Origin of the sequence: Lottiidibacillus patelloidae (assembly GCF_002262935.1) — a bacterium.
Taxonomy (GTDB): Bacteria; Bacillota; Bacilli; order Bacillales; family SA5d-4; genus Lottiidibacillus; species Lottiidibacillus patelloidae.
Genome location: NZ_NPIA01000005.1, coordinates 13,798 through 36,621 on the forward strand (window position 1 = coordinate 13,798; position 22,824 = coordinate 36,621).

The following is a 22,824-nucleotide window of genomic DNA, read 5'->3' on the forward strand; positions in this document are numbered from 1 at the left end:
GAGGTATAAATAATGGAATATAGCGGTGGATATTATGATGTCATCGTTGTTGGTGCAGGTCATGCTGGCTGTGAAGCAGGCTTAGCATCTGCAAGAATGGGTGCAAAAACACTTGTATTAACAATTAATCTTGATATGGTTGCTTTTATGCCTTGTAATCCATCTGTAGGTGGACCAGCAAAAGGAATTGTAGTTCGAGAAATTGACGCTTTAGGTGGAGAAATGGGTCGTGTTATTGATAAGACTCATATTCAAATGAAAATGTTGAACACAGGTAAAGGTCCTGCAGTTCGTGCTTTAAGAGCACAAGCTGATAAATTTAAATATCAACATGAAATGAAAAAGACGTTAGAAGAGGAAGAGAATTTAACACTTCGTCAAGGGATGGTTGAACGTTTAATTATTGAAGATGGAGAATGTAAAGGTGTTATTATGCAAACTGGTGCTCGTTATGATGCCAAAGCTGTCGTAGTAACTACTGGTACATTTCTTCGTGGTAAAATTATCGTCGGTGACTTAGCGTATGAAAGCGGACCTAACAACCAACAGCCATCTATTAAGCTTTCTGAGCATTTGCAAGAATTAGGTTTTCAGTTAGAGCGTTTTAAAACAGGAACGCCTCCACGTGTAGATAGTAAAACAATTGATTACTCAAAAACGGAAATTCAGCCAGGCGATAACGTTGAACGAGCGTTCTCGTTTGATACGAAAACATTCATTATGGATCAAATTCCATGTTGGTTAACGTATACAAGCCCAGAAACGCATCAATTAATCGACGAAAACTTACATCGTTCGCCAATGTTTTCAGGAATGATTGCTGGCACTGGACCGCGATATTGTCCATCAATTGAGGATAAAGTTGTCCGTTTCAACGATAAACCTCGTCATCAAATTTTCCTAGAACCAGAAGGAAGAGATACTAGAGAGGTATATGTGCAAGGCTTATCGACGAGTTTGCCAGAAGATGTTCAAGAAAAAATGTTAAAAACAATACCTGGTTTAGAAAATACGCAAATGATGCGTGTCGGCTATGCTATTGAGTATGATGCAATTGTTCCAACACAATTGTGGCCATCATTGGAGACTAAAGCGGTACCTAACTTATTTACTGCTGGTCAATTAAATGGAACATCTGGATATGAAGAAGCGGCTGGTCAAGGGATCATGGCAGGAATTAATGCTGCTCGAAAAATTCAAGGAAAAGACCCAGTAATATTAGATCGTTCTGAAGCTTATATCGGTGTAATGATCGATGATTTAGTAACAAAAGGAACGAATGAACCTTATCGTTTACTAACATCTCGTGCCGAATATCGTTTATTATTGCGTCATGATAATGCAGATTTGCGTTTAACTGAGCTTGGCTATGATATTGGTCTTGTTAAGCAAGATAAATATGATAATTTCCAAGCAAAAAAAGAAATGATTGCAAAAGAGATGGAAAGACTAGCTTCGGTACGTATAAAACCTACAGCAGAAGTGCAAGAAATCATTAAAAATGCTGGTGGTGCAGAATTAAAAGATGGTATTTTAGCAGCAGACTTATTGCGCCGTCCTGAAATGACTTATGACCACATTCATCAAATCGTACCATCTGAAGAATTAGTTGATGCTGTCGTAGCTGAACAAGTTGAAATCCAATTAAAATATGAAGGATATATTGTGAAGCAACTTGCTCAAGTAGAAAAAATGAAAAAAATGGATAACAAAAAGATACCTGTAAACATTGATTATGATGCAATTAATGGTCTAGCTACAGAGGCGAAACAGAAGCTAAAAGAAGTAAAACCTTTATCTGTCGGTCAAGCATCTCGGGTATCAGGAGTAAATCCTGCAGACATTTCTATTTTACTTATCTATTTAGAGCAAGGGAAAATTGCAAAAGTAAGCAATGATTAGGCAATGGAGGCATTATGAATAAACAAACATTTAAAGATAAGCTCGCTGAATTAGGGATTAATCTCACAGACGAGCAAATGAACCAATTTCAAACTTACTATCGATTGCTTGTAGAGTGGAATGAAAAAATGAATTTAACGGCTATCACAGAAGAAGAAGAAGTTTATTTAAAACATTTTTATGACTCTATTTCTGCAGCTTTTTATGTGGACTATACGAAAGAGATGTCTATATGTGACGTAGGCGCAGGAGCTGGTTTTCCAAGTATTCCACTTAAAATATGTTTTCCGCATTTAAAAGTCACAATTGTCGATTCATTAAATAAGCGAATTACATTTTTAAATGAACTTGCTCAGCAATTAAACTTAAGCGATGTTTTCTTTTATCATGCACGAGCTGAAGAGTTTGCTAAAAATAAAGATTTCCGAGAGTCATTTGATTTAGTTATGGCAAGAGCGGTGGCTAGATTGTCAGTGTTGAGTGAATTATGCCTGCCATTAGTTAAGGTAGGTGGAGTGTTCGTTGCAATGAAAGGTGCGCAGTTCTTAACAGAAGTGGAAGATGCAAAGCGCGCTATTTCCGTATTAGGTGGGGAAGTAGAAGAAGTATTTACTTTTGAGCTTCCTATCGAGAAAAGTGAAAGAAACATTGCTAAAATAAAAAAAATTAAGCAATCGCCAAAGAAATATCCGCGAAAAGCTGGAACTCCGAACAAAAATCCAATAACATAGAGAAGGGAATGTTTCATGTGAAACATTTTCTCTCATATTTTTTGTAATGCTATGTTACAAAGAAGGAATGTCACACCTATTCCTAGAATTGTATACATAGGAGTTTTATAAAGGTGGTGTGGTTGCATGAAGCAACGTTTTTCTAATTTGTTTCAACAAGGACAACAACAAATTGATAAATCAGAGGAAAAGATAGGAAATGAAGAAGTAAAGGAACTTCTCATTAGTGAAATTGTTCCTAACCGCTATCAACCAAGAACTGTTTTTGACGATGATAAAATTGAAGACCTGTCTCAAACAATTAAAACCCACGGTATTATCCAGCCAATCGTTGTTCGTAAGATAGATGATAAATTTGAGATTATCGCTGGTGAACGTCGCTTCCGTGCAGTAACTAAGCTCGGGTGGGAGAAAATACCTGCAATCATTAAAGATTTTGATGATAAGCAAACTGCATCTGTAGCACTAATTGAGAATATTCAACGTGAAGAATTATCAGCTTTTGAAGAAGCTTTAGCTTATGATAAGTTATTAAAGCTTCACGGTCTGACCCAAGAAGCACTTGCACAACGGTTAGGTAAAGGCCAATCAACAATTGCTAATAAATTACGATTATTAAAATTGCCTCAACTTATCCAAGATGCAATTCTTTCTAAGAAAATATCAGAACGTCATGCTAGAGCATTAATTCCGCTAAAAGAAACTGAACTACAAGAGAAAGTTTTAGGAGAAATCCTTGAAAAACATCTAAATGTAAAGCAAACAGAAGACCGTGTTAAGCAGCTCACAGAGAAAAAGGAAAAACCGAAGCAAAAAAGAAGAGCATTTAGTAGAGATACTAGATTAGCGATCAATACTGTGCGTCAATCAATAGGAATGGTTAAGCAAACAGGTTTATCCATCAACACAGATGAAGAAGAGTTTGAAGATTTTTATCAATTTACTATAAAAATACCAAAATAATTATAAATATTCTATCTAATTTGTTTAGATAGAATATTTTTTTTAGTTTTTTTTACCTTTCGTTAACAAAATAACGTATTCTCATATTATAATAGATTTACACATGATAAAAAGAAGCGTTTATTTAGGAAAGTAGGTGTAATTGTGGCGAAAATTATTTCAATTGCAAACCAAAAAGGTGGAGTTGGAAAAACAACAACTTCGGTTAACTTAGGAGCGGGAATTGCAACTTTAGGAAAGAAAGTACTTTTAATAGATATTGATCCACAAGGTAACGCCACAAGTGGTGTCGGAATTAATAAGGCTGATGTACAACATTGCATATATGACGTATTAGTAGAAGACCTTGAAATGGAAAAAGCTATTTTGAAGACAGAAATCGATACACTTGATATCGTTCCTGCGACAATCCAGCTATCTGGAGCAGAAATCGAGTTAGTTCCTACCATTTCACGTGAAGTTCGACTTAAGAGAGCAATAGATTCAATAGCAAATAAATATGATTTCATTTTTATCGATTGCCCACCTTCATTAGGGTTATTAACAATTAACTCTTTGACAGCATCACATTCAGTTTTAATTCCAGTACAATGTGAATATTATGCGCTAGAAGGTTTAAGTCAGTTACTAAATACCGTTCGTTTAGTACAAAAGCATTTAAATAAGGATCTTCAAATTGAAGGTGTATTACTTACAATGTTAGATGCAAGAACAAACCTAGGTATTCAAGTTATTGATGAAGTGAAAAAATACTTCCAAGATAAAGTATATAATGCGGTTATCCCGAGAAATGTCCGCTTAAGTGAAGCGCCAAGTCACGGCAAACCAATTGTTGTATATGATCCAAAGTCTAGAGGAGCAGAAGTCTACCTTGATTTAGCAAAGGAAGTGATGGTGAGTGTCTAGAGGACTTGGTAAAGGGTTAGGTGCATTTTTTGCAGATGCTGATATTAAAGATGATGACAAAGTTATTGAAGTTAGCTTAAGTGAACTACGGCCGAATCCGTACCAACCACGAAAGCAGTTTGATCAAGAAGCTATTCAAGAACTTAAAGAATCTATTCTACAGCATGGAATCATTCAACCATTAATCGTTCGTAAAAGTATTAGAGGCTACGAGATTGTAGCTGGTGAACGACGTTTTCGTGCTTCAAAGGAAGCTGGTTTACAAACGGTTCCAGTTGTTATAAAAGAGTTTACAGAAGACGAAATGCGCGAAATTGCGCTTATTGAAAACTTACAACGTGAAAACTTAAATGCAATTGAAGAAGCAGAAGCATATCAAGCAATTATGGATGCTAGCGGGTTAACACAAGAGGAACTAGCTAAGCGCTTAGGGAAAAGCCGGCCATATATTGCAAACCATTTACGACTTATCAATCTACCAGCTGCAGTAAAAGCGCTTTTATCAGATAAAACGTTATCAATGGGACACGGACGTGCATTACTAGGCTTAAAAGACCGTAAAAAAATCGTTCCGGTAACAGAAAAGGCGATTAAAGAACGTTTAAATGTCCGACAACTAGAGGAATTAGTAAAAAAAATTAATGAAAATGTTTCACGTGAAACAAAGAAGAAAACGAAGGAAGATAAAAGTATCTTCATTAAAGAAACGGAAAGCTACCTTCGCGAGCAATTTGGCACACCTGTTTTAATTAGTAAATCGAAGAAAAAAGGTAAGATTGAAATAGAATTTTATTCTGAAGATGATTTAGAAAGAATTATAGAACTATTGCAACGTGGATAAACCATCCTTATCGGAGGTTTATCCTTTATTTGTTAAAGAGAGGGAGAGTGTTTCATAGTGATTTACTTTGACCAAGCAGCCTCAACTTTTCCTAAACCAAAGTCGGTAATTGAAGCTATTACTCATACATTAACGAATTATAGTGCAAACCCAGGCAGAGGGAACCATAAATATGCCCGTCAAACAGCTGCTGTCATTGATGAAGCGCGAAAAAAAGTAGCAAACTTTTTCGGGATGAAAGAAGTAGAAAAGGTTATTTTTTATGCGAATGCAACAATGGCACTGAACCAGGCAATCAAAGGGTTTCCGTTTCAACAAGGTGATCACGTAGTTGCAACAAGTTATGAACATAATGCAGTGAGAAGACCTTTAGAATATATGAAGAAAGAAAATGGAATTACGATTACATATGTATCACCTAATGAAAGTGGTCTAATAAGTGAAAAAGAAATAAAAAAAGCTATTAATCACCGGACAAAGTGCATTGTTGTAACACATGGATCTAATGTTACCGGCGCTATTACACCTTTAAAGAAAATAAGTGAATTGGCTAAAAGAAATAATTTAGTTTTAATTGTTGACGCCTCGCAAACTGCTGGAGTTTTACCGATAGATGTGAATGAAATGAAAATTGATTTTTTAGCGTTCACAGGCCATAAAGGGTTGCTTGGACCACAAGGGACTGGTGGGTTATTAATTAATAGCGATATATCATTAACACCTCTTATCCATGGTGGAACGGGTAATTTTGCTGAATTGGATGATCAACCGAGTATTTTACCGAAAAGATATGAAAGTGGAACGTTAAATAGCGCAGGAATAGCAGGTTTGAGTGCGGGCATCCGTTATGTAGACGAGAAAGGGCTCGTAAATATCTTTGAACATGAGTGGAATTTGACGGAGTATTGTCTGAAAAAACTTTCGAATATAAAAGATATCGAAATATATGGTCCACCAATAGAGGAAATAAGGCTTGCAGTAATTCCCTTTACATTAAATGGGGTAGATAGCCAAGAAATTGCTATAATATTAGATCAACATTACAATATTGCTGTTCGCGCAGGAAAACAATGTGCTCCATTAACACATGAAGCAATTGGAACAGCATCTTCAGGTGTAGTTAGGGTAAGCTTTGGTATATCTAACACTATAGAAGAAATCGATACATTTATTGAAGCAATAATAGAAATAAGAGATGGTTTATTGACATAGAGAGGGGTAACACGAGTGGTACTATTAGGTACAATTGTAAATGGATTAGCTATTATTGCAGGTACAATGCTTGGAAAAGTTCTAACGAAAATCCCTGAGGACATTAAAAAGTTAGTAATGCAAGGTATATCACTTGCTGTAATCGTTCTTGGTATGCAAATGGCTTTCAAGAGTGAAGAATTTTTAATTGTAATTGGAAGTTTAGTTGTAGGTGCTATATTAGGAGAGCTTTGGCGGTTAGATGGAAAATTAAATGATGCAGGCTTATGGCTCGAAAGAAAGATAGGTGCAAAAGAGGAAGGTTCTGTTGCTAAAGGATTCGTCACGGCAACGCTTATTTTTGTCGTTGGAGCTCTTGCAATATTAGGGAGCCTTGATAGTGGGCTTCGAGGGGATCACACACTTCTTTACACAAAGTCTTTAATTGATGGATTTACTAGCTTGTTTTTAACTACCACATTAGGTATTGGTGTAATCTTTTCTGCTATTCCAGTCGTTTTATACCAAGGATTTATCGCCCTATTCGCTGTTCAAATTGAGAAAATAGTTCCAGAAGCCATCATGAACTCATTCATTAAAGAAATGACTGCAACTGGCGGGATTATGATTATGGCTATAGGGCTTAATTTACTAGGAATTACAAAGATTAAAGTAGCAAACTTACTTCCAGCAATCATCGTTGTAGCTTTAATAGTTACTGGACTTTACTATATGGAAGGACTATTCTTTTAATCTTTTATTAATAGCTGATAAAGAAGGAATTTCATTTTGCTGAATTTGTTGTTCATGCATTAACCAAGCTTGCTGGATGCCTTCAGATATTACGTCAGCCATCGACATAACAAGGTGTAATCTAGTGTTTTGTAAGACAAAATACTCCATCATTCCACTAATATTGACAATGCCGTTAATATAAATGTCGCCAACACTTGGTAATGTTTTATGAACGCCAGCACCAGGTTTAATCGCGCCTTTACCAATAGTTATATATCCAACACTTTTAAATCTACCTAAACAAGCATCGATAGCTATTATTATAGCTGTTGGATGCTTTTCTTTTATTTTTTTATAGCTTTCTTCCAAATTAACTGCATGAATAGGTTGTTCCAATGTCCCATATACATGATAAGGAATAACTGACTTTTGTTTTAATTTGGTTCCAACTAAAGGACCTAAAGAATCCCCAGTTGATCGATCTGTTCCAATACAAACAAAAACAATGTTTTTCTTATGTTTGCTTGAAATTAAAGAAAATAGGGCATTTGCAACGGCAATACTCGATTTGTTTTCTTCGTAGTGAACCTTCTGAGTGTCCGGTTTTCTACGTATGAATTTATCTTTAAAATTCATATGGTTCACCCCTTTTTAATAGTAGTAACAGTATACGGACGAAGGAAGAAAACTATACGTCTATGAAAAAGAAAAGAGGAGATTTATATGTGGTTGTCAGGATTAAAATGGATGTTCCTAATTATGGGGACAATAATAGGAGCAGGATATGCTTCTGGAAGGGAACTTTGGCAATTTTTTGGCCCTGAAAGTGGACTCGCTATTACTATCTTTGCAGTTTGTTTTAGCATTTGTTGTACTATTATTATGAAAATAAGTAAAAAACTAAATACAACGCATTACATTCCTTTATTAGAGCAACTTGTCGGTAGAAAATTAACAAAGATATATGACTATATGATTATGGTATACTTATTTACAACTACAGCAGTAATGCTGGCTGGTGGCGGTGCAACGCTAGAGATAGTTAATGTTCCTTATGTTATAGGAATTGCTATAATAAGCCTTCTAGTAATTTGTATCTTTTTTTGGGATACAAAAGGAATTTTATCTATAAATGCAATACTCATACCGTTATTAAGTATTTCTTTAATTGCAATCTTAGGCTTTTTTTATAGCACGACACCTGCAAGTGAACTAACATTAAGTGTTGAATTAGCAAATTGGCCAGCTGCATTTACTTTTACAGCTTTAAATATTCTTCCACTTGTAGCTATATTAGGGGCAGTTGGAAGCGAAATAAAAACAGAAGGTGAAATATGGATTGCTAGCTTAGGTAGTGGCGTAATACTTGGGGGAATATCACTACTATATAATGAGTCATTAGTAAAAGTAGCTAATGATATTATGTTTTATGAAATTCCATTATTTGCAATTTTGAAGCAATACCCTTATATTATGATCATATTTATGTCAGTACTATTATGGGCAGCAATCTATACAACTGCAGTTTCCGGAGTTTTTGGTCTTACTTCAAGATTTAGAGGGAAGACAAAACTTTCGACTTGGATCGTCGCAGGGATAACTATCTTATTTATGCTGCCATTTACAACTTTCGGATTCTCTACATTAGTATCATTTTTATATCCGATTTACGGCATGTTAAACTTGTATATATTAGCAGCGATTATTATTTATCCAATTGCAATGAATGCAAAAAGTTAAGGAGGATCATTGTGTTAGCGACAATTAAGACAACAACTGAGGAATTTTTAACAAGCTTGACCAGCTACCAACTATGGTCGGAAATAGGTATTCTACTACTGAAAATTTTAGGAATAATAATAGTAAGTATTATCGTTATTCGAATAGGTAAAACAGCAATTAGAAATATGTTTAAAATAAAGAAAAAAGGCGTACTAGAGCTATCAGAAAAACGGGAAGTTACCTTAGTAAAATTACTTGAGAACATACTTACATATACGGTTTACTTTATTTCTATATTAATGATTTTAGAGTTGTTCGATATTCCTATTAAGTCACTGATAGCAGGTGCAGGAATAATCGGTTTAGCAGTAGGTTTTGGTGCTCAAAATTTAGTAAAAGATATTATTACAGGGTTTTTCATTATTTTAGAAAACCAATTTGCTGTTGGAGATTATATTAGAACTAGTAAATTTGAAGGATTTGTTGAAGAAATAGGGTTTCGTACGACTAAAATAAAAAGTTGGACTGGTGAATTACATATCATTCCTAATGGAAGTATTGTTGAAGTAACAAACTTCTCTATTCATAATAGTATTGCAGTCGTCGACGTTGGAGTTGCATATGAAGAAGATATTCATGAAGCAGAAAACGTTATAAATGATTTATTAAAAGAGTTACCAGACAAATATGAGTCGATGCAGAAACCACCTGAATTGTTAGGAGTACAAAATTTAGGTGCTTCGGATGTAGTCTTTCGCGTAATTGCAGAAGTAAAACCTATGGAGCATTGGAAAACGGCTCGTGCACTGCGAAAAGAGATTAAAAACCGTCTGGATGAAAGAAATATCGAAATTCCGTTCCCGCGTATTGTTATGTATAATCGCAAAGAAGAACAAGAAGGAAACGCATTAGAGGGGTAACTGATATGGAAGAAAAACAATATAATTTAAAAGATATTGTAGAAATGAAAAAGCCACACCCTTGTGGAATAAATGAATGGAAGATTATTCGAATGGGGATGGATATCCGAATAAAATGTGTAGGATGTCAACATAGTGTAATGATTCCACGAAAAGAGTTTACAAAAAAGCTGAAAAAAGTACTAAAAAGACATGAAGAAGAAAAATAATATGAAAAAATGAGGAACGCTACTATCTTTAGTTAGCGTTTTTTTATATGATAAAAAGAGTGAGTTTGAAAAGAGGGTGAGATATTGACTATAGAAGAAAGTGCGATGCATGTGATTGCACATTATGGCTACATCGCATTATTTATAGCACTCATTCTCGGATTAATTGGATTACCTGTACCTGATGAAGTATTATTAGCTTTTGCTGGATACTTAATAGCACAAGGTGATTTCCAATTTACACAAACATTGATTGTTTGCTTCCTAGGAAGTGTTACCGGAATGTCTATAAGTTTTTTTATAGGCAGAAAACTAGGTATTCCGTTTTTATTTAAGTATAAACGCTTTACTAGAATAACGCCGCTAAGAATAAAGAGATTGAATCAATGGTTTACTCGGTTTGGTAAGGTTGCTGTCATTTTCGGGTATTTCTTGCCTGGAATAAGACATTTTAGTGCTTATATTGCTGGTGTAAGTAATTGGTCATATCGTACATTTATTGCTTACGCTGTGTTAGGTGCAGCGCTTTGGTCACTTACCTTTATATTTCTAGGTATGTGGTTTGAAGAATATTGGGAAGAAATGATTAAGCTTATCCATCGATATGGAGTAGTTATTTCAATAGTAACATTTATAACCATTATTCTATTTATGATAATAAAAATAAAAAAAAGTAATTATTAATTTGATTATTTAAAATAAGGAGAGTGTCATTTATGGCTTTAACAACAGGAATTGTCGGTTTACCTAACGTAGGGAAATCTACATTATTTAATGCTATTACACAAGCGGGTGCTGAATCTGCAAACTATCCATTCTGTACAATTGATCCAAACGTAGGAATTGTTGAAGTACCAGATGAGCGACTAGACAAGCTTACGGAGTTAATCGTCCCTAAAAAAACTATTCCAACTGCGTTTGAATTTACTGATATCGCGGGTATAGTAAAAGGAGCAAGTAAGGGGGAGGGATTAGGAAACAAGTTTTTATCACACATTAGGCAGGTAGATGCAATTTCACATGTAGTGCGTTGTTTTGATGATGAAAATATTACACATGTTTCAGGACAAGTCGACCCAATTTCTGATATCGAAACTATCAACTTAGAATTAATATTAGCTGACTTAGAATCGGTAGAAAAAAGATTAACAAGAGTAAGCAAGATGGCAAAACAAAAAGACAAAGAAGCGATGGCTGAAGCGGCAGTTTTAGAAAAGCTTCAAGCAGCTTTTGAAAATGAAATGTCGGCAAGAAGTGTAGAATTAACGGATGACGAAAAGAAAGTTATTCACGGTATGCACTTACTTACTATTAAACCTGTACTTTATGTTGCGAATGTAAGTGAAGAAGATTTGCTTGCAGGTGAAGATAATGAATACGTGAAAAAAGTTAAAGCATATGCAGCAAAAGAAGGTGCAGAAGTTATTACTGTTTGTGCTCGTATTGAATCAGAATTATCAGAGCTAGATGGTGATGAAAAGCAAGAATTTCTTGAAGATTTAGGAATAGCTGAACCAGGATTAAACAAGTTAATTCGAGCAGCATACCAACTTTTAGGACTAGCAACATATTTTACTGCAGGTGTACAAGAAGTACGTGCTTGGACATTTAGAAAAGGTATTAAAGCCCCTCAAGCTGCAGGTATCATTCATACAGATTTCGAGCGTGGATTTATTCGTGCGGAAGTAGTGTCTTATGATGATTTAATTGCTGCAGGTTCAGAGGGTGCTGCAAAAGAACAAGGAAAGCTTCGTCTTGAAGGGAAAGAATACATCGTTAAAGATGGAGATGTTATCCATTTCCGTTTCAATGTATAAGCTTGTCAAAAATAAAGTTGTTTTCATTTTATAACTTTGCTATAATGTCTAGATGTGAGTAACTAATAATTACTCCTTGCTCCATTATGGGGCCGCTTAGACCAAAGGGAGGTGACGATAATGAATAAATACGAAATTATGTATATCATTCGTCCAAACATGGAAGATGAAGCTCAAAAAGCATTAGTTGAACGCTTTAACGGAATCTTAACTGATAACGGTGCTGAAATCGCAAACGTGAAAGAGATGGGTAAGCGTCGTTTAGCTTACGAAATCAATGACTTACGTGAAGGTTTCTACATGCTAATCAACACTGCAGCTAAAGCAGATGCTATCAATGAGTTCGATCGTTTGGCGAAGATCAATGAAGATATCATCCGTCATATGATCATTAAAGAAGAAGAGTAATCTTCTAAGGGGGAGATTCTGATGATTAACCGCGTAGTTCTTGTTGGTCGTCTTACTAAAGATCCTGAACTAAAGTACACGCCTACTGGTGTAGCAGTAGCTAATTTTACATTAGCTGTTAACCGCCCATTTTCTAGTCAAGATGGAAATAGGGAAGCTGATTTCATTAATTGTGTTATTTGGAGAAAGCCTGCTGAAAACGTAGCTAACTTCCTTCGAAAAGGTAGTTTGGCTGGAGTTGAAGGTCGTATCAACACACGTAATTATGAAAACCAAGAAGGTCGCAGAGTATATGTAACAGAAGTTGTTGCAGATAGTGTGCAGTTTTTAGAGCCAAGAAATAGTGGTGGGCAGCAAAGTGGTGGTTCTTCATACGGTGAAGAAAACAACTACAATCAGAATCGTAAGCCTAACAATAACCAAAATAATAATCGTCAAGATGATGATCCATTCGCTGGCGGAAGTCAACCGATAGATATCTCAGATGACGACTTACCATTTTAATATTAGAACGGAATATAAATAAAAAGTAAGGGAGGCTAACACTATGGCATTCGGACGTAGAGGTGGACGCGCTAAGCGTCGTAAAGTTTGCTTTTTCAAAGTAAACAAAATCGAAAAAATCGACTATAAAGATGTTGATTTACTAAAACGATTCATTTCTGAGCGTGGTAAGATTTTACCACGTCGTGTAACAGGTACTTCAGCTAAATACCAACGTCAATTAACTAGAGCTATTAAACGCTCTCGTCAAATGGCTTTATTACCATATGTATCTGAATAAGTAATGAAAAAAAGATCTTTTACCACCGAGGTAAAAGGTCTTTTTTCTTTAAATACGAAGGCATTAAAGCCGTTAAGCGATTGCTTCAGCTTTTCTTATCTGATCCAGCTGCGGCTCACAGCGACTAGCAATCTTCACACTTTTTATTTACGATAAGTCAACATCAACTCGTTCCACTTGTTGTGTTTCCTTTATCTCAAACAAAGTGCTCCAGCTTATACGTCGCTGAGCGTTCGCCTCGCTTTTCTTTATTTGATCCAGCTTCGACTCCTAGCGACTAGTTAACTTCATACTTCTCTTTTGCGATAAGTCAACATCAAAGTGCATACACTTTGTGTTTCCTTTATCTCAATCGAAGTATTCCAGTTCATACGTCGCTAACCAGTCGTCTCAGCTTTTCTTTATTAATTGCTATCAGGTATTCCAAGGTTTAAAATAGTGGGTAGAGATTAGATGAGGTGATTAAGTGAAAAACCAACGAATTATAACAGAAGGCGCACTTTTATTATCGATATTTATAGTGCTTTTATTATTTACTATTTTTGTACCTTTATTAGGTATGTTATCGATATGGGCGTTACCAATTCCATTCATCTTATATACTGTACGTCATGGCTTAAAGGCAGGTATTTTCTTACTAGTAGGTACTTTATTGTTAACTTTAGCAGTAGGGCTTATTATGTCTATGCCATTAGCTATTATGTTTGCAAGTAGTGGACTTGTTATCGGCTACTTATTGAAAAGAAAGTTATCATCTTTCGTTGTATTAGTAGGATCTACATTAACGTACATTACAAACATTTTGCTTATTTATGTCATAAGCATTGTAATATTCGACCTTAATATTGTTGACTCTATCGAAAAAATGTCGAGTGATTCAATAAAAACTGCTGAAGAAATTATGGTAGCTATAGGTCAGGAAAATAAAGATGTTATTATTGCTTATGAGAATGCAATGGAAGTTGCTATTTACATAATACCTAGTTTAATAATAATGACGGGTATTTTATTTTCAATTATTACAATCTTGGTTGCAAAACCTATTGTAAAGCGATTTTATAGTGAATTACCAGACGCAAAACCATTTAGAGAATGGAATTTCCCTAAAAGTATCATATGGTATTATATAATAGTGATTTTATTATCATTTATGCAATTAGAAGTAGGTTCATCGCTTTATCTTGTAGTAATTAATTTACAAGTATTACTTGAGCTTGTTTTAATGATTCAAGGTTTTACTTTAATTTATTTTTATTTCCATGCAAAAGGAAGTGGCAAGGGAATACCAATTGCAATTACTGTATTTGCAATTTTATTCGCACCGTTACTTTCAATCATTAGAATCTTAGGTATAATTGATTTAGGTTTCGAATTAAAAGCAAAAATCGCTAACGCAAATAAAGTTAGTTAAATTAGGAGATGAAAATATGCCTGACTTTTTTAATAAGAGATGGCATGGTTCACATGTAGTTGCACTCTTTATTTTGGCAATTATTTTTGTTGCCATTATTGCCTATCATAATTGGATAATAGCAGTGATTGGATTAGCATTCCTTGTTCTCTTATTTACGTTTGCCTTGAAAAGTGAGGCATATTTTCGTGAAGAATTAGGAGATTATATATCTACCCTTTCATATAGGGTACGTAAAGTTGGGGAAGAGGCATTGCTTGAGATGCCAATCGGAATTATTTTATATGATGAAGACTTTAATATTGAATGGGCTAATCCATACATGACAGAACTTATTGGTGAAGAAAGTTTAATTGGACATAATGTAGATGTTGTAACAAGTGAAATTAATACGTTAATTAAAGGTACGGAGTCATATAGTCAAATTAAAATACAAAAACAAAATTTCCGTATTCATTTAAAACGGGAAGAACGGTTACTGTACTTTTTTGATATTAATGAACAAATTAACATTGAAAAATTATTTGCAGAAGAACAACCAGTTATTGCAACAATCTTTTTAGATAACTTTGAGGACGTTACTCAAGGAATGGAAGATCAAGCTAGAATTAACATTAATAGTGTAGTTACTTCATTATTAAAAAACTGGGCTACAGAACATAACGTATTTTTAAAGCGTGTTTCATCAGAACGTTTTCTTGCAGTTTTTAATCAAAAAACATTAAGCGCATTTGAGGCAAATAAGTTTTCCATCTTAGATGAGGTGCGCGAAACTACTCATAAAAAGAATGTCCCAATAACTTTAAGTATTGGGGTAGGTACAGGAGTTAGATCATACCCAGAATTAGGGAATTTAGCACAGTCAAGTTTAGACTTAGCTTTAGGTCGTGGTGGAGACCAAGTAGCTATTAAAAGTTATCAAGGCAAAGTTAACTTCTTCGGAGGAAAAACAAATCCAGTTGAGAAGAGAACAAAAGTACGTGCTCGAGTTATTTCCCATGCAATAAGAGAACTAATCCTGCAAAGTGACAAAGTAATAGTTATGGGACATATACATCCTGATATGGATGCTATAGGAGCAGCTATTGGTATTCTTAAGGTTGCAGAAGCTAATGAAAAAGAAGCTTATATTGTCTTGGATGATGAGGATATTCATGTTGGTATTAAGAAACTAATTGATGAGTTAAAGAAAGATAAAAAACTTTGGGCTCACTTCATTACGAAAGATGAGGCATATGAAGAGTCTACAGAAGATACACTATTAGTTGTCGTTGATACACATAAACCTTCTATGGTTATTGAACCAAGATTGTTAAAAGAAATAGATCACGTTGTTGTCATTGATCACCATCGAAGAGGAGAAGAGTTCATTAAAGATCCTGTACTAGTTTATATGGAACCTTACGCATCCTCAACGGCCGAACTAATTACTGAACTATTAGAATATCAACCGAATGGTGTGAAAATGAACATGCTTGAATCATCAGCTCTATTGGCTGGTATTATCGTCGATACGAAAAATTTCACATTAAGAACTGGCGCGAGAACATTTGATGCAGCTTCATACTTGAGAGCTGGTAATGCAGATACAGCTTTAGTTCAAAAGTTCTTAAGTGAAGATCAAACACAATATGTTCAACGTTCAAAATTAGTAGAAAGAGCTACGATCCATAATAATGGAGTGGCTATTGCTAAAGGGCTTGAATCGGAAGTTTACAACAAAGTTATCTTGGCGCAAGCAGCTGATACGCTGCTAACTTTAAGTGGTGTTAGTGCTTCGTTTGTAATTTCTAAAACAAAAGAAAACTCAGTCAGTATTAGTGCGAGATCATTAGGTGAGATTAATGTTCAAGTTATTATGGAGAAAATGAATGGTGGCGGACATTTAACAAATGCAGCGACACAACTTGAAGAAGTTTCAATTGATGGAGCAACGGAACAATTGCTAACGATTATAGAGGAATTTTTTGAAGGAGGAGAAGAGTCATGAAAGTAATCTTTTTAAAAGATGTAAAAGGTAAAGGGAAAAAAGGGGAAGTAAAAAACGTTGCTGAAGGTTATGCACAAAACTTTTTAATTCCACGTGGTTTTGCTAAAGTTGCAACTTCGGGTAACATAAATACTTTAGAAGCTCAAAAGAAAAAAGAAGAAGAAATTGCTGCACAGCAATTAGCTGATGCAGAAAAACTAAAAGAGAAAATGGAAGAACTAACTGTTACATTAGCAACAAAAGCTGGTGATGGTGGACGTTTATTCGGTTCAATTACGAGCAAACAAATTGCAGATGAACTAAAACAGTTAGGTTATAAAATAGATAAACGAAAAATAGATTTACCTGAACCAATTCGTGCATTAGGCTTTACTAATGTACCAATCAAGATTCATTCGAAAGTTACAGCAACTGTAAAAGTGCAAGTGGTAGAGCAGTAATAAATAACGAGATTATCCGAAGGAGGGGAATTAATGAGTGACTTATTTGCAGATCGTACACCGCCTCATAATATAGAAGCTGAACAAGCTGTTATTGGTGCAATATTTTTAGATCCACAAGCAATAACGACTGCTTCCGAATTATTATCACCAAATGACTTCTACAGAGCTGCACATCAAAAGATATATGAGGTCATTATTACCCTTTCGGAAAGAAGTGAGCCTATTGATCTAGTCACGGTTACTTCTGAATTACAAGATCGAAAGCTTCTAGAAGAAGTGGGCGGCGTTTCATATTTAAGTGATTTAGCAAATTCTGTGCCGACAGCAGCTAACATTGAATATTATAGTCAAATTGTTGAAGAAAAATCGTTGCTCCGTCATTTAATACGTACGGCAACTGAGATTACAAAAAACGGCTATACAACAGAGGACGGCGTAGATGCTATTTTAAATGAAGCGGAACGTAGCATCTTGGAAGTATCACGACGAAAAAGAACTGGAACATTTAAAGTAATAAAAGATGTTTTAGTTGAGGCTTACGATAATATTGAGTTATTAAATAATCGTGAAGGTGAAATAACCGGAATACCAACTGGGTTTAATCACCTTGATCGAATGACTGCAGGTTTCCAACGAAATGATTTAATTATCGTTGCAGCCCGTCCATCAGTAGGTAAAACAGCTTTTGCTTTAAATATTTCACAAAATGTAGCGACAAAAGCTGGGGAAAATGTTGCTATCTTTAGTTTAGAGATGGGTGCAGAACAACTTGTCATGCGTATGTTATGTGCGGAAGGAAACATCGATGCACAACGACTTCGTACGGGTAAATTGCAACCAGAAGATTGGCAAAAACTAACGATGGCAATGGGTAGCTTATCAAACGCTGGTATATACATTGACGATACGCCTGGAATTCGAATCAATGAGCTAATTGCTAAATGCCGACGCCTAAAGCAAGAGCATGGCTTAGGAATGGTATTAATTGATTACTTACAGTTAATTGTCGGTTCTGGTAAAACAGGCGAAAACCGTCAACAAGAAGTATCAGAGATATCTCGATCATTAAAAGCACTTGCCAGAGAACTTCAAGTTCCCGTAATTGCATTATCACAGCTATCACGTGGAGTGGAACAAAGACAAGATAAGCGCCCTATGATGTCTGATATTCGTGAATCAGGAAGTATTGAGCAAGATGCTGATATCGTAGCCTTCTTATACCGCGATGATTACTATGATAAAGAGTCTGAGAATAAAAATATTATTGAAATAATTATAGCAAAGCAACGTAATGGTCCTGTCGGGACTTGTGAACTTGCGTTTGTGAAAGAATACAATAAATTCGTAAACATTGACTACCAACGTGATGAACAAGGTGCACCAGCGTAATACAGTAGTAAAAAGGAACTTGAAACTTTTCAAGTTCCTTTTTTCATACAACCATCTTTACCAAAGGCGAACTATAATTACTGAATATAAGTGAATATTCGTGTTTAATAATTGACAGTGCATTAGTGGAATGATACATTATTAAAGGTTAAGAAAATTAAAGAGGTGGTAGTATGTCAGGGATAGTAGTAGTTGGTACACAGTGGGGCGATGAAGGAAAAGGTAAAATCACTGATTTTCTTTCAAAAAAATGTAATGTAATTTCCCGTTACCAAGGTGGAAACAATGCAGGCCACACAATAGTCTTTAATAATAAACGTTATAAATTGCACTTAATTCCTTCAGGGATATTTAATAAAGATAAAATTTGCGTTATTGGAAACGGTGTTGTTGTAAATCCCAAAGACTTATTACAAGAAATAAAATATTTACATGATAATGGTGTTAGCACAGAAAACTTGCGCATAAGTAATCGGGCGCATGTCATCATGCCATATCATTTAAAACTTGATGAAGTAGAAGAGTTAAGCAAAGGCAAAGATAAGATTGGTACTACGAAAAAGGGAATAGGTCCAGCATATATGGATAAAGTTTCTCGAGTAGGTATTAGAATTGCTGACCTTCTAGATCAGGAAGAATTTGCATTAAAAATAGAAAAGAACTTAAAAATTAAAAATCTCCTTTTCGAAAAAGTTTATGAGGTTCCTGGTTTTCAAAAAGAGGATATGTTGGAAGAATATCTTGCTTATGGGAAAGAGATTGAAAAATATGTCTGTGATACGTCAGTATTAATAAATGATGCATTAGATGCCGGTGAAAAAGTATTATTTGAAGGTGCACAAGGGGTAATGCTAGATATCGATCATGGTACATATCCATTTGTTACCTCATCAAATCCAAGTGCTGGTGGCGTTAGCATTGGAACTGGAGTAGGACCTACAAAGATTAATAATGTAGTTGGAGTTTCTAAAGCTTATACAACACGTGTCGGCGATGGGCCATTTCCTACAGAATTAGATAATGAGATTGGTGAGCAAATAAGAAATATTGGTAGAGAGTATGGTACTACTACCGGACGACCTCGTCGTGTAGGTTGGTTTGACAGTGTAGTTGTTAGACACTCAAAAAGAGTAAGTGGAATTACTGACTTATCATTAAACTCTATAGATGTACTTACAGGTTTAAAAGAATTAAAAATTTGTGTAGCATATCAATGTAATGGAGAAACAATTAACCATTATCCAGCAAGTAATAAAGAATTAGATGCATGTGAACCCGTTTATGAAACAATGCCTGGTTGGGAAGAAGATATTACAAATGTAAAAACTTTTTCCGAATTACCAACAAATGCACAAAACTACTTAAAGAAAATAAGTGAATGTACAGGAATACCATTAACAATTTTTTCAGTTGGTCCTGATAGAGAGCAAACAATAGTTCTAAAAGAATTGTAACAATAAAAAAGAGGTAGTGATTAGTAACTATTCATTACCTCTTAATTTCTCTCTAAAAATAGTAGATAATAATATAAAATTAAATATTGTTATTCGACAAATAATATGATATTATTACAAAGGTTAATAAATTTGGCCCGTTGGTCAAGCGGTTAAGACACCGCCCTTTCACGGCGGTAACACGGGTTCGAATCCCGTACGGGTCACCATTTTTATTAACATTAGTAGATTCTATTAGGTCCCGTGGTGTAGCGGTTAACATGCCTGCCTGTCACGCAGGAGATCGCCGGTTCGATCCCGGTCGGGACCGCCATTAAATTATATATGGCTCGGTAGCTCAGTCGGTAGAGCAGAGGACTGAAAATCCTCGTGTCGGCGGTTCGATTCCGTCCCGAGCCACTTCTGAAAAGTAAATCATTTACGATTTGCTTTTTTATTAAAAAATATTTATCTGAAAATTAAAATAATAATAATATACTAAGTTATGTATAATATATTAAAATACTAATATAGTTAGTAATAATATGAAATATTGCTTTTGTCATACATTTGTAACAGACATATGTTGCAATTTCATGTATAGTAGAGATTAGATATGTTTGTGCGAAAATAATAGCAGGTTAAGAGATAATAAAAAGGGGATACTTAACGGACGTATAGGGGGAAAATAAGTGAATGCTTTTAAAGAGATTATAATAAAAAAACCAATAAACTTATTATTACTTTCCGTGTTTCTTCTAACTGCATTAGCAGCAGGTAATGTTTTAGCGGGATATAATGAGGAATTAAAGACAGTTTACCATGTATATGTTGATGGTGAAAAAATTGGGACTGTTAATGATACTAGTTTAGTAGATGAACTAGTTAAAAATAAGTCACTTCAAATTCAAGATGAATACCCCAACTATGAGATTGTTGTGAAAGAAGATTTAGTCCTAGTTCCAGAAAAAGTATTCTCATTAGATTTTAATAATGAGCAGGTTCTTGCTAAATTAAATCATAAAATTTCTTTGGCTGTAAAAGCAACAGCATTAGTAGTGAATGAAGAGATAATTGGTTACGTTGAAAACGAATCGGCTGGACAAGCGGTTATTCGCAATATGTTACTAGAGTTTGCTCCAAAGGCTGTTGTCGATCAACTAAAAAACCTTGAATATAAAAATACAAATGATATTACTTCAAAATTAAATGATCCTACTATAATAGACGTAACATTGTCAGAAAAAGTTTCATTAATTGAAGATCGTACAATGCCTGAAGAGATATTAACGGTAGAACAGGCGATTGAGCTACTGAAAAAAGGAACGTTAACAGATACAATCCATACTGTAGAATCTGGGGAAGTACTTAGTGTTATAGCTTCAAATTACAACTTAACTGTTGGTGAAGTACTAGAGCTAAACCCTGGCTTAAAGACAAATTCAATTATACAAATTGGACAAGAATTGATTGTAACAGATTATGAGCCATACGTTAAAGTTACGGTTACAGAAGCTGTTACAAGAGATGAGGATATTAACTTCACAACAAAGTATGAAAATGATAGTACGATGTTTAAAAACACTGAAAAAGTTAAGCAATATGGTCAACTTGGTAAAAAGAGAATTGACTATGTTATTACTACTGAAAACGGCGTAGTGGTAGAAAAAGAAATTGTTAATGAAGTAATAATTAAAGAACCGGTTACTAAGATTGTTCTACAAGGTACGAAAGTAATTCCATCACGTGGAACAGGTGATTTCATTTGGCCAACATACGGTGGAGTAATTACTAGTTACCAAGGAATGCGCTGGGGGAAATATCATAAAGGTATAGATATTGCTGGTGTTAGTAACAGGAATATTAAAGCTATAGATAATGGAACAGTAAGTGTTGCAGCTTACGGATGGAATAATGGGCGTGGAAATTATATTGTTATCAACCATAACAATGGTTTTAAATCTCACTACTTCCACTTTAGCCAACTATATGTAACTCCTGGTCAAGTTGTTATGAAAGGGCAAGCTATTGGGAAAATGGGGACTACTGGAAGATCGACTGGCGTCCATTTACACATTGAATTATACAAATATGGAAGTTTATTAAATCCATTAGATTATTTAAGAAGATAAAATGAAAACCTCTGGCTCTGTGCTAGAGGTTTTCTTTATACATAATTATGGTGGCTAATATTTTACAGAATGTCATACGTCAGTAAAGCTTTTTAAACACTTATAAAGGATACATGGCTTATTGTATGGAATGATATATAATAACGAACAAATTTGAAACGAAATTTAAATAGGAGTGAAAATAAATGGAAAAACGGGTATTAGTTGTTGACGATGAAAAACCAATTGCTGATATATTGAAATTCAATTTAGAAAAAGAAGGTTATGTTGTTACATGTGCTTATGACGGGTTAGAAGCGATTGAAAAAATGGAAGAAGTAAAACCTTCCTTAGTATTACTAGATATTATGTTACCACATAAAGATGGCATGGAAGTATGTAAGGAAATACGAAAAACTTCTGATATACCAATTATCATGCTCACTGCAAAAGACTCTGAAATTGATAAAGTATTAGGTCTTGAGTTTGGTGCAGATGATTATGTTACGAAACCTTTTAGTACAAGAGAGTTAATTGCCCGAGTGAAGGCTAATCTGCGCCGTCACTCTCAGTCAGAAGATGAAGGGTCAAATAACGAAATGTCTAAAGATATACATATAGGACCAATAACAATAAAACCTGATCAATACGTAGTAAAGAAGAGAGAGTTGACTATTGAATTGACTCATCGTGAATTTGAACTATTTCACTATTTAGCGAAACATATTGGACAAGTGATGACAAGAGAAAACTTATTACAAACGGTTTGGGGTTATGATTATTTTGGTGATGTTCGGACTGTTGACGTTACAGTTCGCAGACTACGTGAGAAAATTGAAGATAACCCTAGCAATCCTGCTTGGATCATCACAAGACGCGGGGTTGGCTACTATCTACAGGAACCTAAATAGGAGTAAC

The 22,824-nt window shown here is 34.8% G+C and carries 23 protein-coding genes and 3 tRNA genes; 25 read left to right on the forward strand and 1 reads right to left on the reverse strand.

Features of this window, described 5'->3' with window-relative positions; genetic code table 11:
- The first annotated feature begins 12 nt into the window (after positions 1-12).
- The 7 genes from mnmG to CIB95_RS10115 all read left to right on the forward strand — a co-directional run bounded on the left by mnmG (position 13) and on the right by CIB95_RS10115 (position 7,287).
- Complete coding sequence (gene mnmG / locus CIB95_RS10085) at positions 13-1,902, forward strand: tRNA uridine-5-carboxymethylaminomethyl(34) synthesis enzyme MnmG (RefSeq protein ID WP_094924796.1); 1,890 nt, start codon at positions 13-15, stop codon at positions 1,900-1,902.
- A gap of 14 nt (positions 1,903-1,916) precedes the next feature.
- Complete coding sequence (rsmG, locus tag CIB95_RS10090; protein ID WP_094924798.1) at positions 1,917-2,633, forward strand: 16S rRNA (guanine(527)-N(7))-methyltransferase RsmG; 717 nt, start codon at positions 1,917-1,919, stop codon at positions 2,631-2,633.
- 126 nt (positions 2,634-2,759) lie between these two features.
- Positions 2,760-3,596, forward strand: a complete 837-nt coding sequence (noc, locus tag CIB95_RS10095; protein ID WP_094924800.1) for a nucleoid occlusion protein — start codon at positions 2,760-2,762, stop codon at positions 3,594-3,596.
- A gap of 144 nt (positions 3,597-3,740) precedes the next feature.
- Positions 3,741-4,502, forward strand: a complete 762-nt coding sequence (locus CIB95_RS10100) for a ParA family protein (RefSeq protein ID WP_094924802.1) — start codon at positions 3,741-3,743, stop codon at positions 4,500-4,502.
- Positions 4,495-5,343 (forward strand): ParB/RepB/Spo0J family partition protein, encoded by an 849-nt coding sequence (locus tag CIB95_RS10105; protein WP_094924804.1) that lies wholly within the window; start codon positions 4,495-4,497, stop codon positions 5,341-5,343. The genes CIB95_RS10100 and CIB95_RS10105 overlap by 8 nt, the downstream gene beginning before the upstream one ends.
- 57 nt (positions 5,344-5,400) lie before the next feature.
- Positions 5,401-6,555 (forward strand): aminotransferase class V-fold PLP-dependent enzyme, encoded by a 1,155-nt coding sequence (locus CIB95_RS10110; RefSeq protein WP_094924806.1) that lies wholly within the window; start codon positions 5,401-5,403, stop codon positions 6,553-6,555.
- Between the two features lie 15 nt (positions 6,556-6,570).
- Positions 6,571-7,287: a DUF554 domain-containing protein gene (locus CIB95_RS10115; RefSeq protein WP_094924808.1), complete on the forward strand. Its 717-nt coding sequence runs from the start codon at positions 6,571-6,573 to the stop codon at positions 7,285-7,287.
- On the opposite strand, the gene yyaC is transcribed toward CIB95_RS10115, so the two are convergent.
- On the reverse strand, positions 7,276-7,905 hold the full coding sequence (gene yyaC, locus CIB95_RS10120; protein WP_094924810.1) for a spore protease YyaC: 630 nt from the start codon (positions 7,903-7,905) through the stop codon (positions 7,276-7,278). The genes CIB95_RS10115 and yyaC overlap by 12 nt on opposite strands.
- A gap of 123 nt (positions 7,906-8,028) precedes the next feature.
- Here yyaC and CIB95_RS10125 point away from each other — a divergent pair, with 123 nt between their 5' ends.
- The 18 genes from CIB95_RS10125 to yycF all read left to right on the forward strand — a co-directional run bounded on the left by CIB95_RS10125 (position 8,029) and on the right by yycF (position 22,817).
- Positions 8,029-9,009 (forward strand): YkvI family membrane protein, encoded by a 981-nt coding sequence (locus CIB95_RS10125; RefSeq protein WP_332893232.1) that lies wholly within the window; start codon positions 8,029-8,031, stop codon positions 9,007-9,009.
- 11 nt (positions 9,010-9,020) lie between these two features.
- Positions 9,021-9,911, forward strand: a complete 891-nt coding sequence (locus CIB95_RS10130) for a mechanosensitive ion channel family protein (RefSeq protein ID WP_233144112.1) — start codon at positions 9,021-9,023, stop codon at positions 9,909-9,911.
- Positions 9,912-9,916: 5 nt separating this feature from the next.
- A complete protein-coding gene (locus CIB95_RS10135; protein WP_094924814.1) occupies positions 9,917-10,120 on the forward strand; it encodes a DUF951 domain-containing protein in 204 nt (67 codons plus the stop codon).
- A gap of 84 nt (positions 10,121-10,204) precedes the next feature.
- Positions 10,205-10,804 (forward strand): DedA family protein, encoded by a 600-nt coding sequence (locus CIB95_RS10140; RefSeq protein ID WP_094924816.1) that lies wholly within the window; start codon positions 10,205-10,207, stop codon positions 10,802-10,804.
- A gap of 32 nt (positions 10,805-10,836) precedes the next feature.
- Positions 10,837-11,937 (forward strand): redox-regulated ATPase YchF, encoded by a 1,101-nt coding sequence (gene ychF / locus CIB95_RS10145; RefSeq protein WP_094924818.1) that lies wholly within the window; start codon positions 10,837-10,839, stop codon positions 11,935-11,937.
- 120 nt (positions 11,938-12,057) lie between these two features.
- On the forward strand, positions 12,058-12,345 hold the full coding sequence (gene rpsF, locus CIB95_RS10150; RefSeq protein ID WP_094924820.1) for a 30S ribosomal protein S6: 288 nt from the start codon (positions 12,058-12,060) through the stop codon (positions 12,343-12,345).
- A gap of 21 nt (positions 12,346-12,366) precedes the next feature.
- Positions 12,367-12,849, forward strand: coding sequence for a single-stranded DNA-binding protein (ssb, locus tag CIB95_RS10155; protein WP_094924822.1), 483 nt, complete (start codon positions 12,367-12,369; stop codon positions 12,847-12,849).
- 43 nt (positions 12,850-12,892) lie between these two features.
- Positions 12,893-13,129, forward strand: a complete 237-nt coding sequence (gene rpsR / locus CIB95_RS10160) for a 30S ribosomal protein S18 (RefSeq protein WP_094924824.1) — start codon at positions 12,893-12,895, stop codon at positions 13,127-13,129.
- A 466-nt stretch (positions 13,130-13,595) separates the two neighbouring features.
- Entirely contained in the window at positions 13,596-14,540 is a 945-nt protein-coding gene (locus CIB95_RS10165) for a YybS family protein (RefSeq protein ID WP_094924826.1), read from the forward strand.
- Positions 14,541-14,556: 16 nt separating this feature from the next.
- Complete coding sequence (locus tag CIB95_RS10170; protein ID WP_094924828.1) at positions 14,557-16,530, forward strand: DHH family phosphoesterase; 1,974 nt, start codon at positions 14,557-14,559, stop codon at positions 16,528-16,530.
- The gene (rplI, locus tag CIB95_RS10175; RefSeq protein ID WP_094924830.1) at positions 16,527-16,970 is read left to right on the forward strand and encodes a 50S ribosomal protein L9; all 444 of its coding nucleotides are present in this window, start codon (positions 16,527-16,529) and stop codon (positions 16,968-16,970) included. Before CIB95_RS10170 ends, rplI begins: the two co-directional genes overlap by 4 nt.
- Positions 16,971-17,003: 33 nt before the next feature.
- Positions 17,004-18,362: a replicative DNA helicase gene (gene dnaB, locus CIB95_RS10180; protein WP_094924832.1), complete on the forward strand. Its 1,359-nt coding sequence runs from the start codon at positions 17,004-17,006 to the stop codon at positions 18,360-18,362.
- Positions 18,363-18,535: 173 nt separating this feature from the next.
- Positions 18,536-19,816, forward strand: coding sequence for an adenylosuccinate synthase (locus tag CIB95_RS10185; RefSeq protein WP_094924834.1), 1,281 nt, complete (start codon positions 18,536-18,538; stop codon positions 19,814-19,816).
- A 134-nt stretch (positions 19,817-19,950) separates the two neighbouring features.
- Positions 19,951-20,025, forward strand: a tRNA-Glu gene (locus CIB95_RS10190).
- A 28-nt stretch (positions 20,026-20,053) separates the two neighbouring features.
- A tRNA-Asp gene (locus tag CIB95_RS10195) sits at positions 20,054-20,129 on the forward strand.
- 13 nt (positions 20,130-20,142) lie between these two features.
- Positions 20,143-20,215 (forward strand) — tRNA-Phe (locus CIB95_RS10200).
- 272 nt (positions 20,216-20,487) lie between these two features.
- A complete protein-coding gene (locus CIB95_RS10205) occupies positions 20,488-21,927 on the forward strand; it encodes a peptidoglycan DD-metalloendopeptidase family protein (protein ID WP_094924836.1) in 1,440 nt (479 codons plus the stop codon).
- 185 nt (positions 21,928-22,112) lie between these two features.
- Positions 22,113-22,817 (forward strand): response regulator YycF, encoded by a 705-nt coding sequence (gene yycF, locus CIB95_RS10210; protein ID WP_094924838.1) that lies wholly within the window; start codon positions 22,113-22,115, stop codon positions 22,815-22,817.
- The last annotated feature ends 7 nt before the right edge of the window (positions 22,818-22,824 follow it).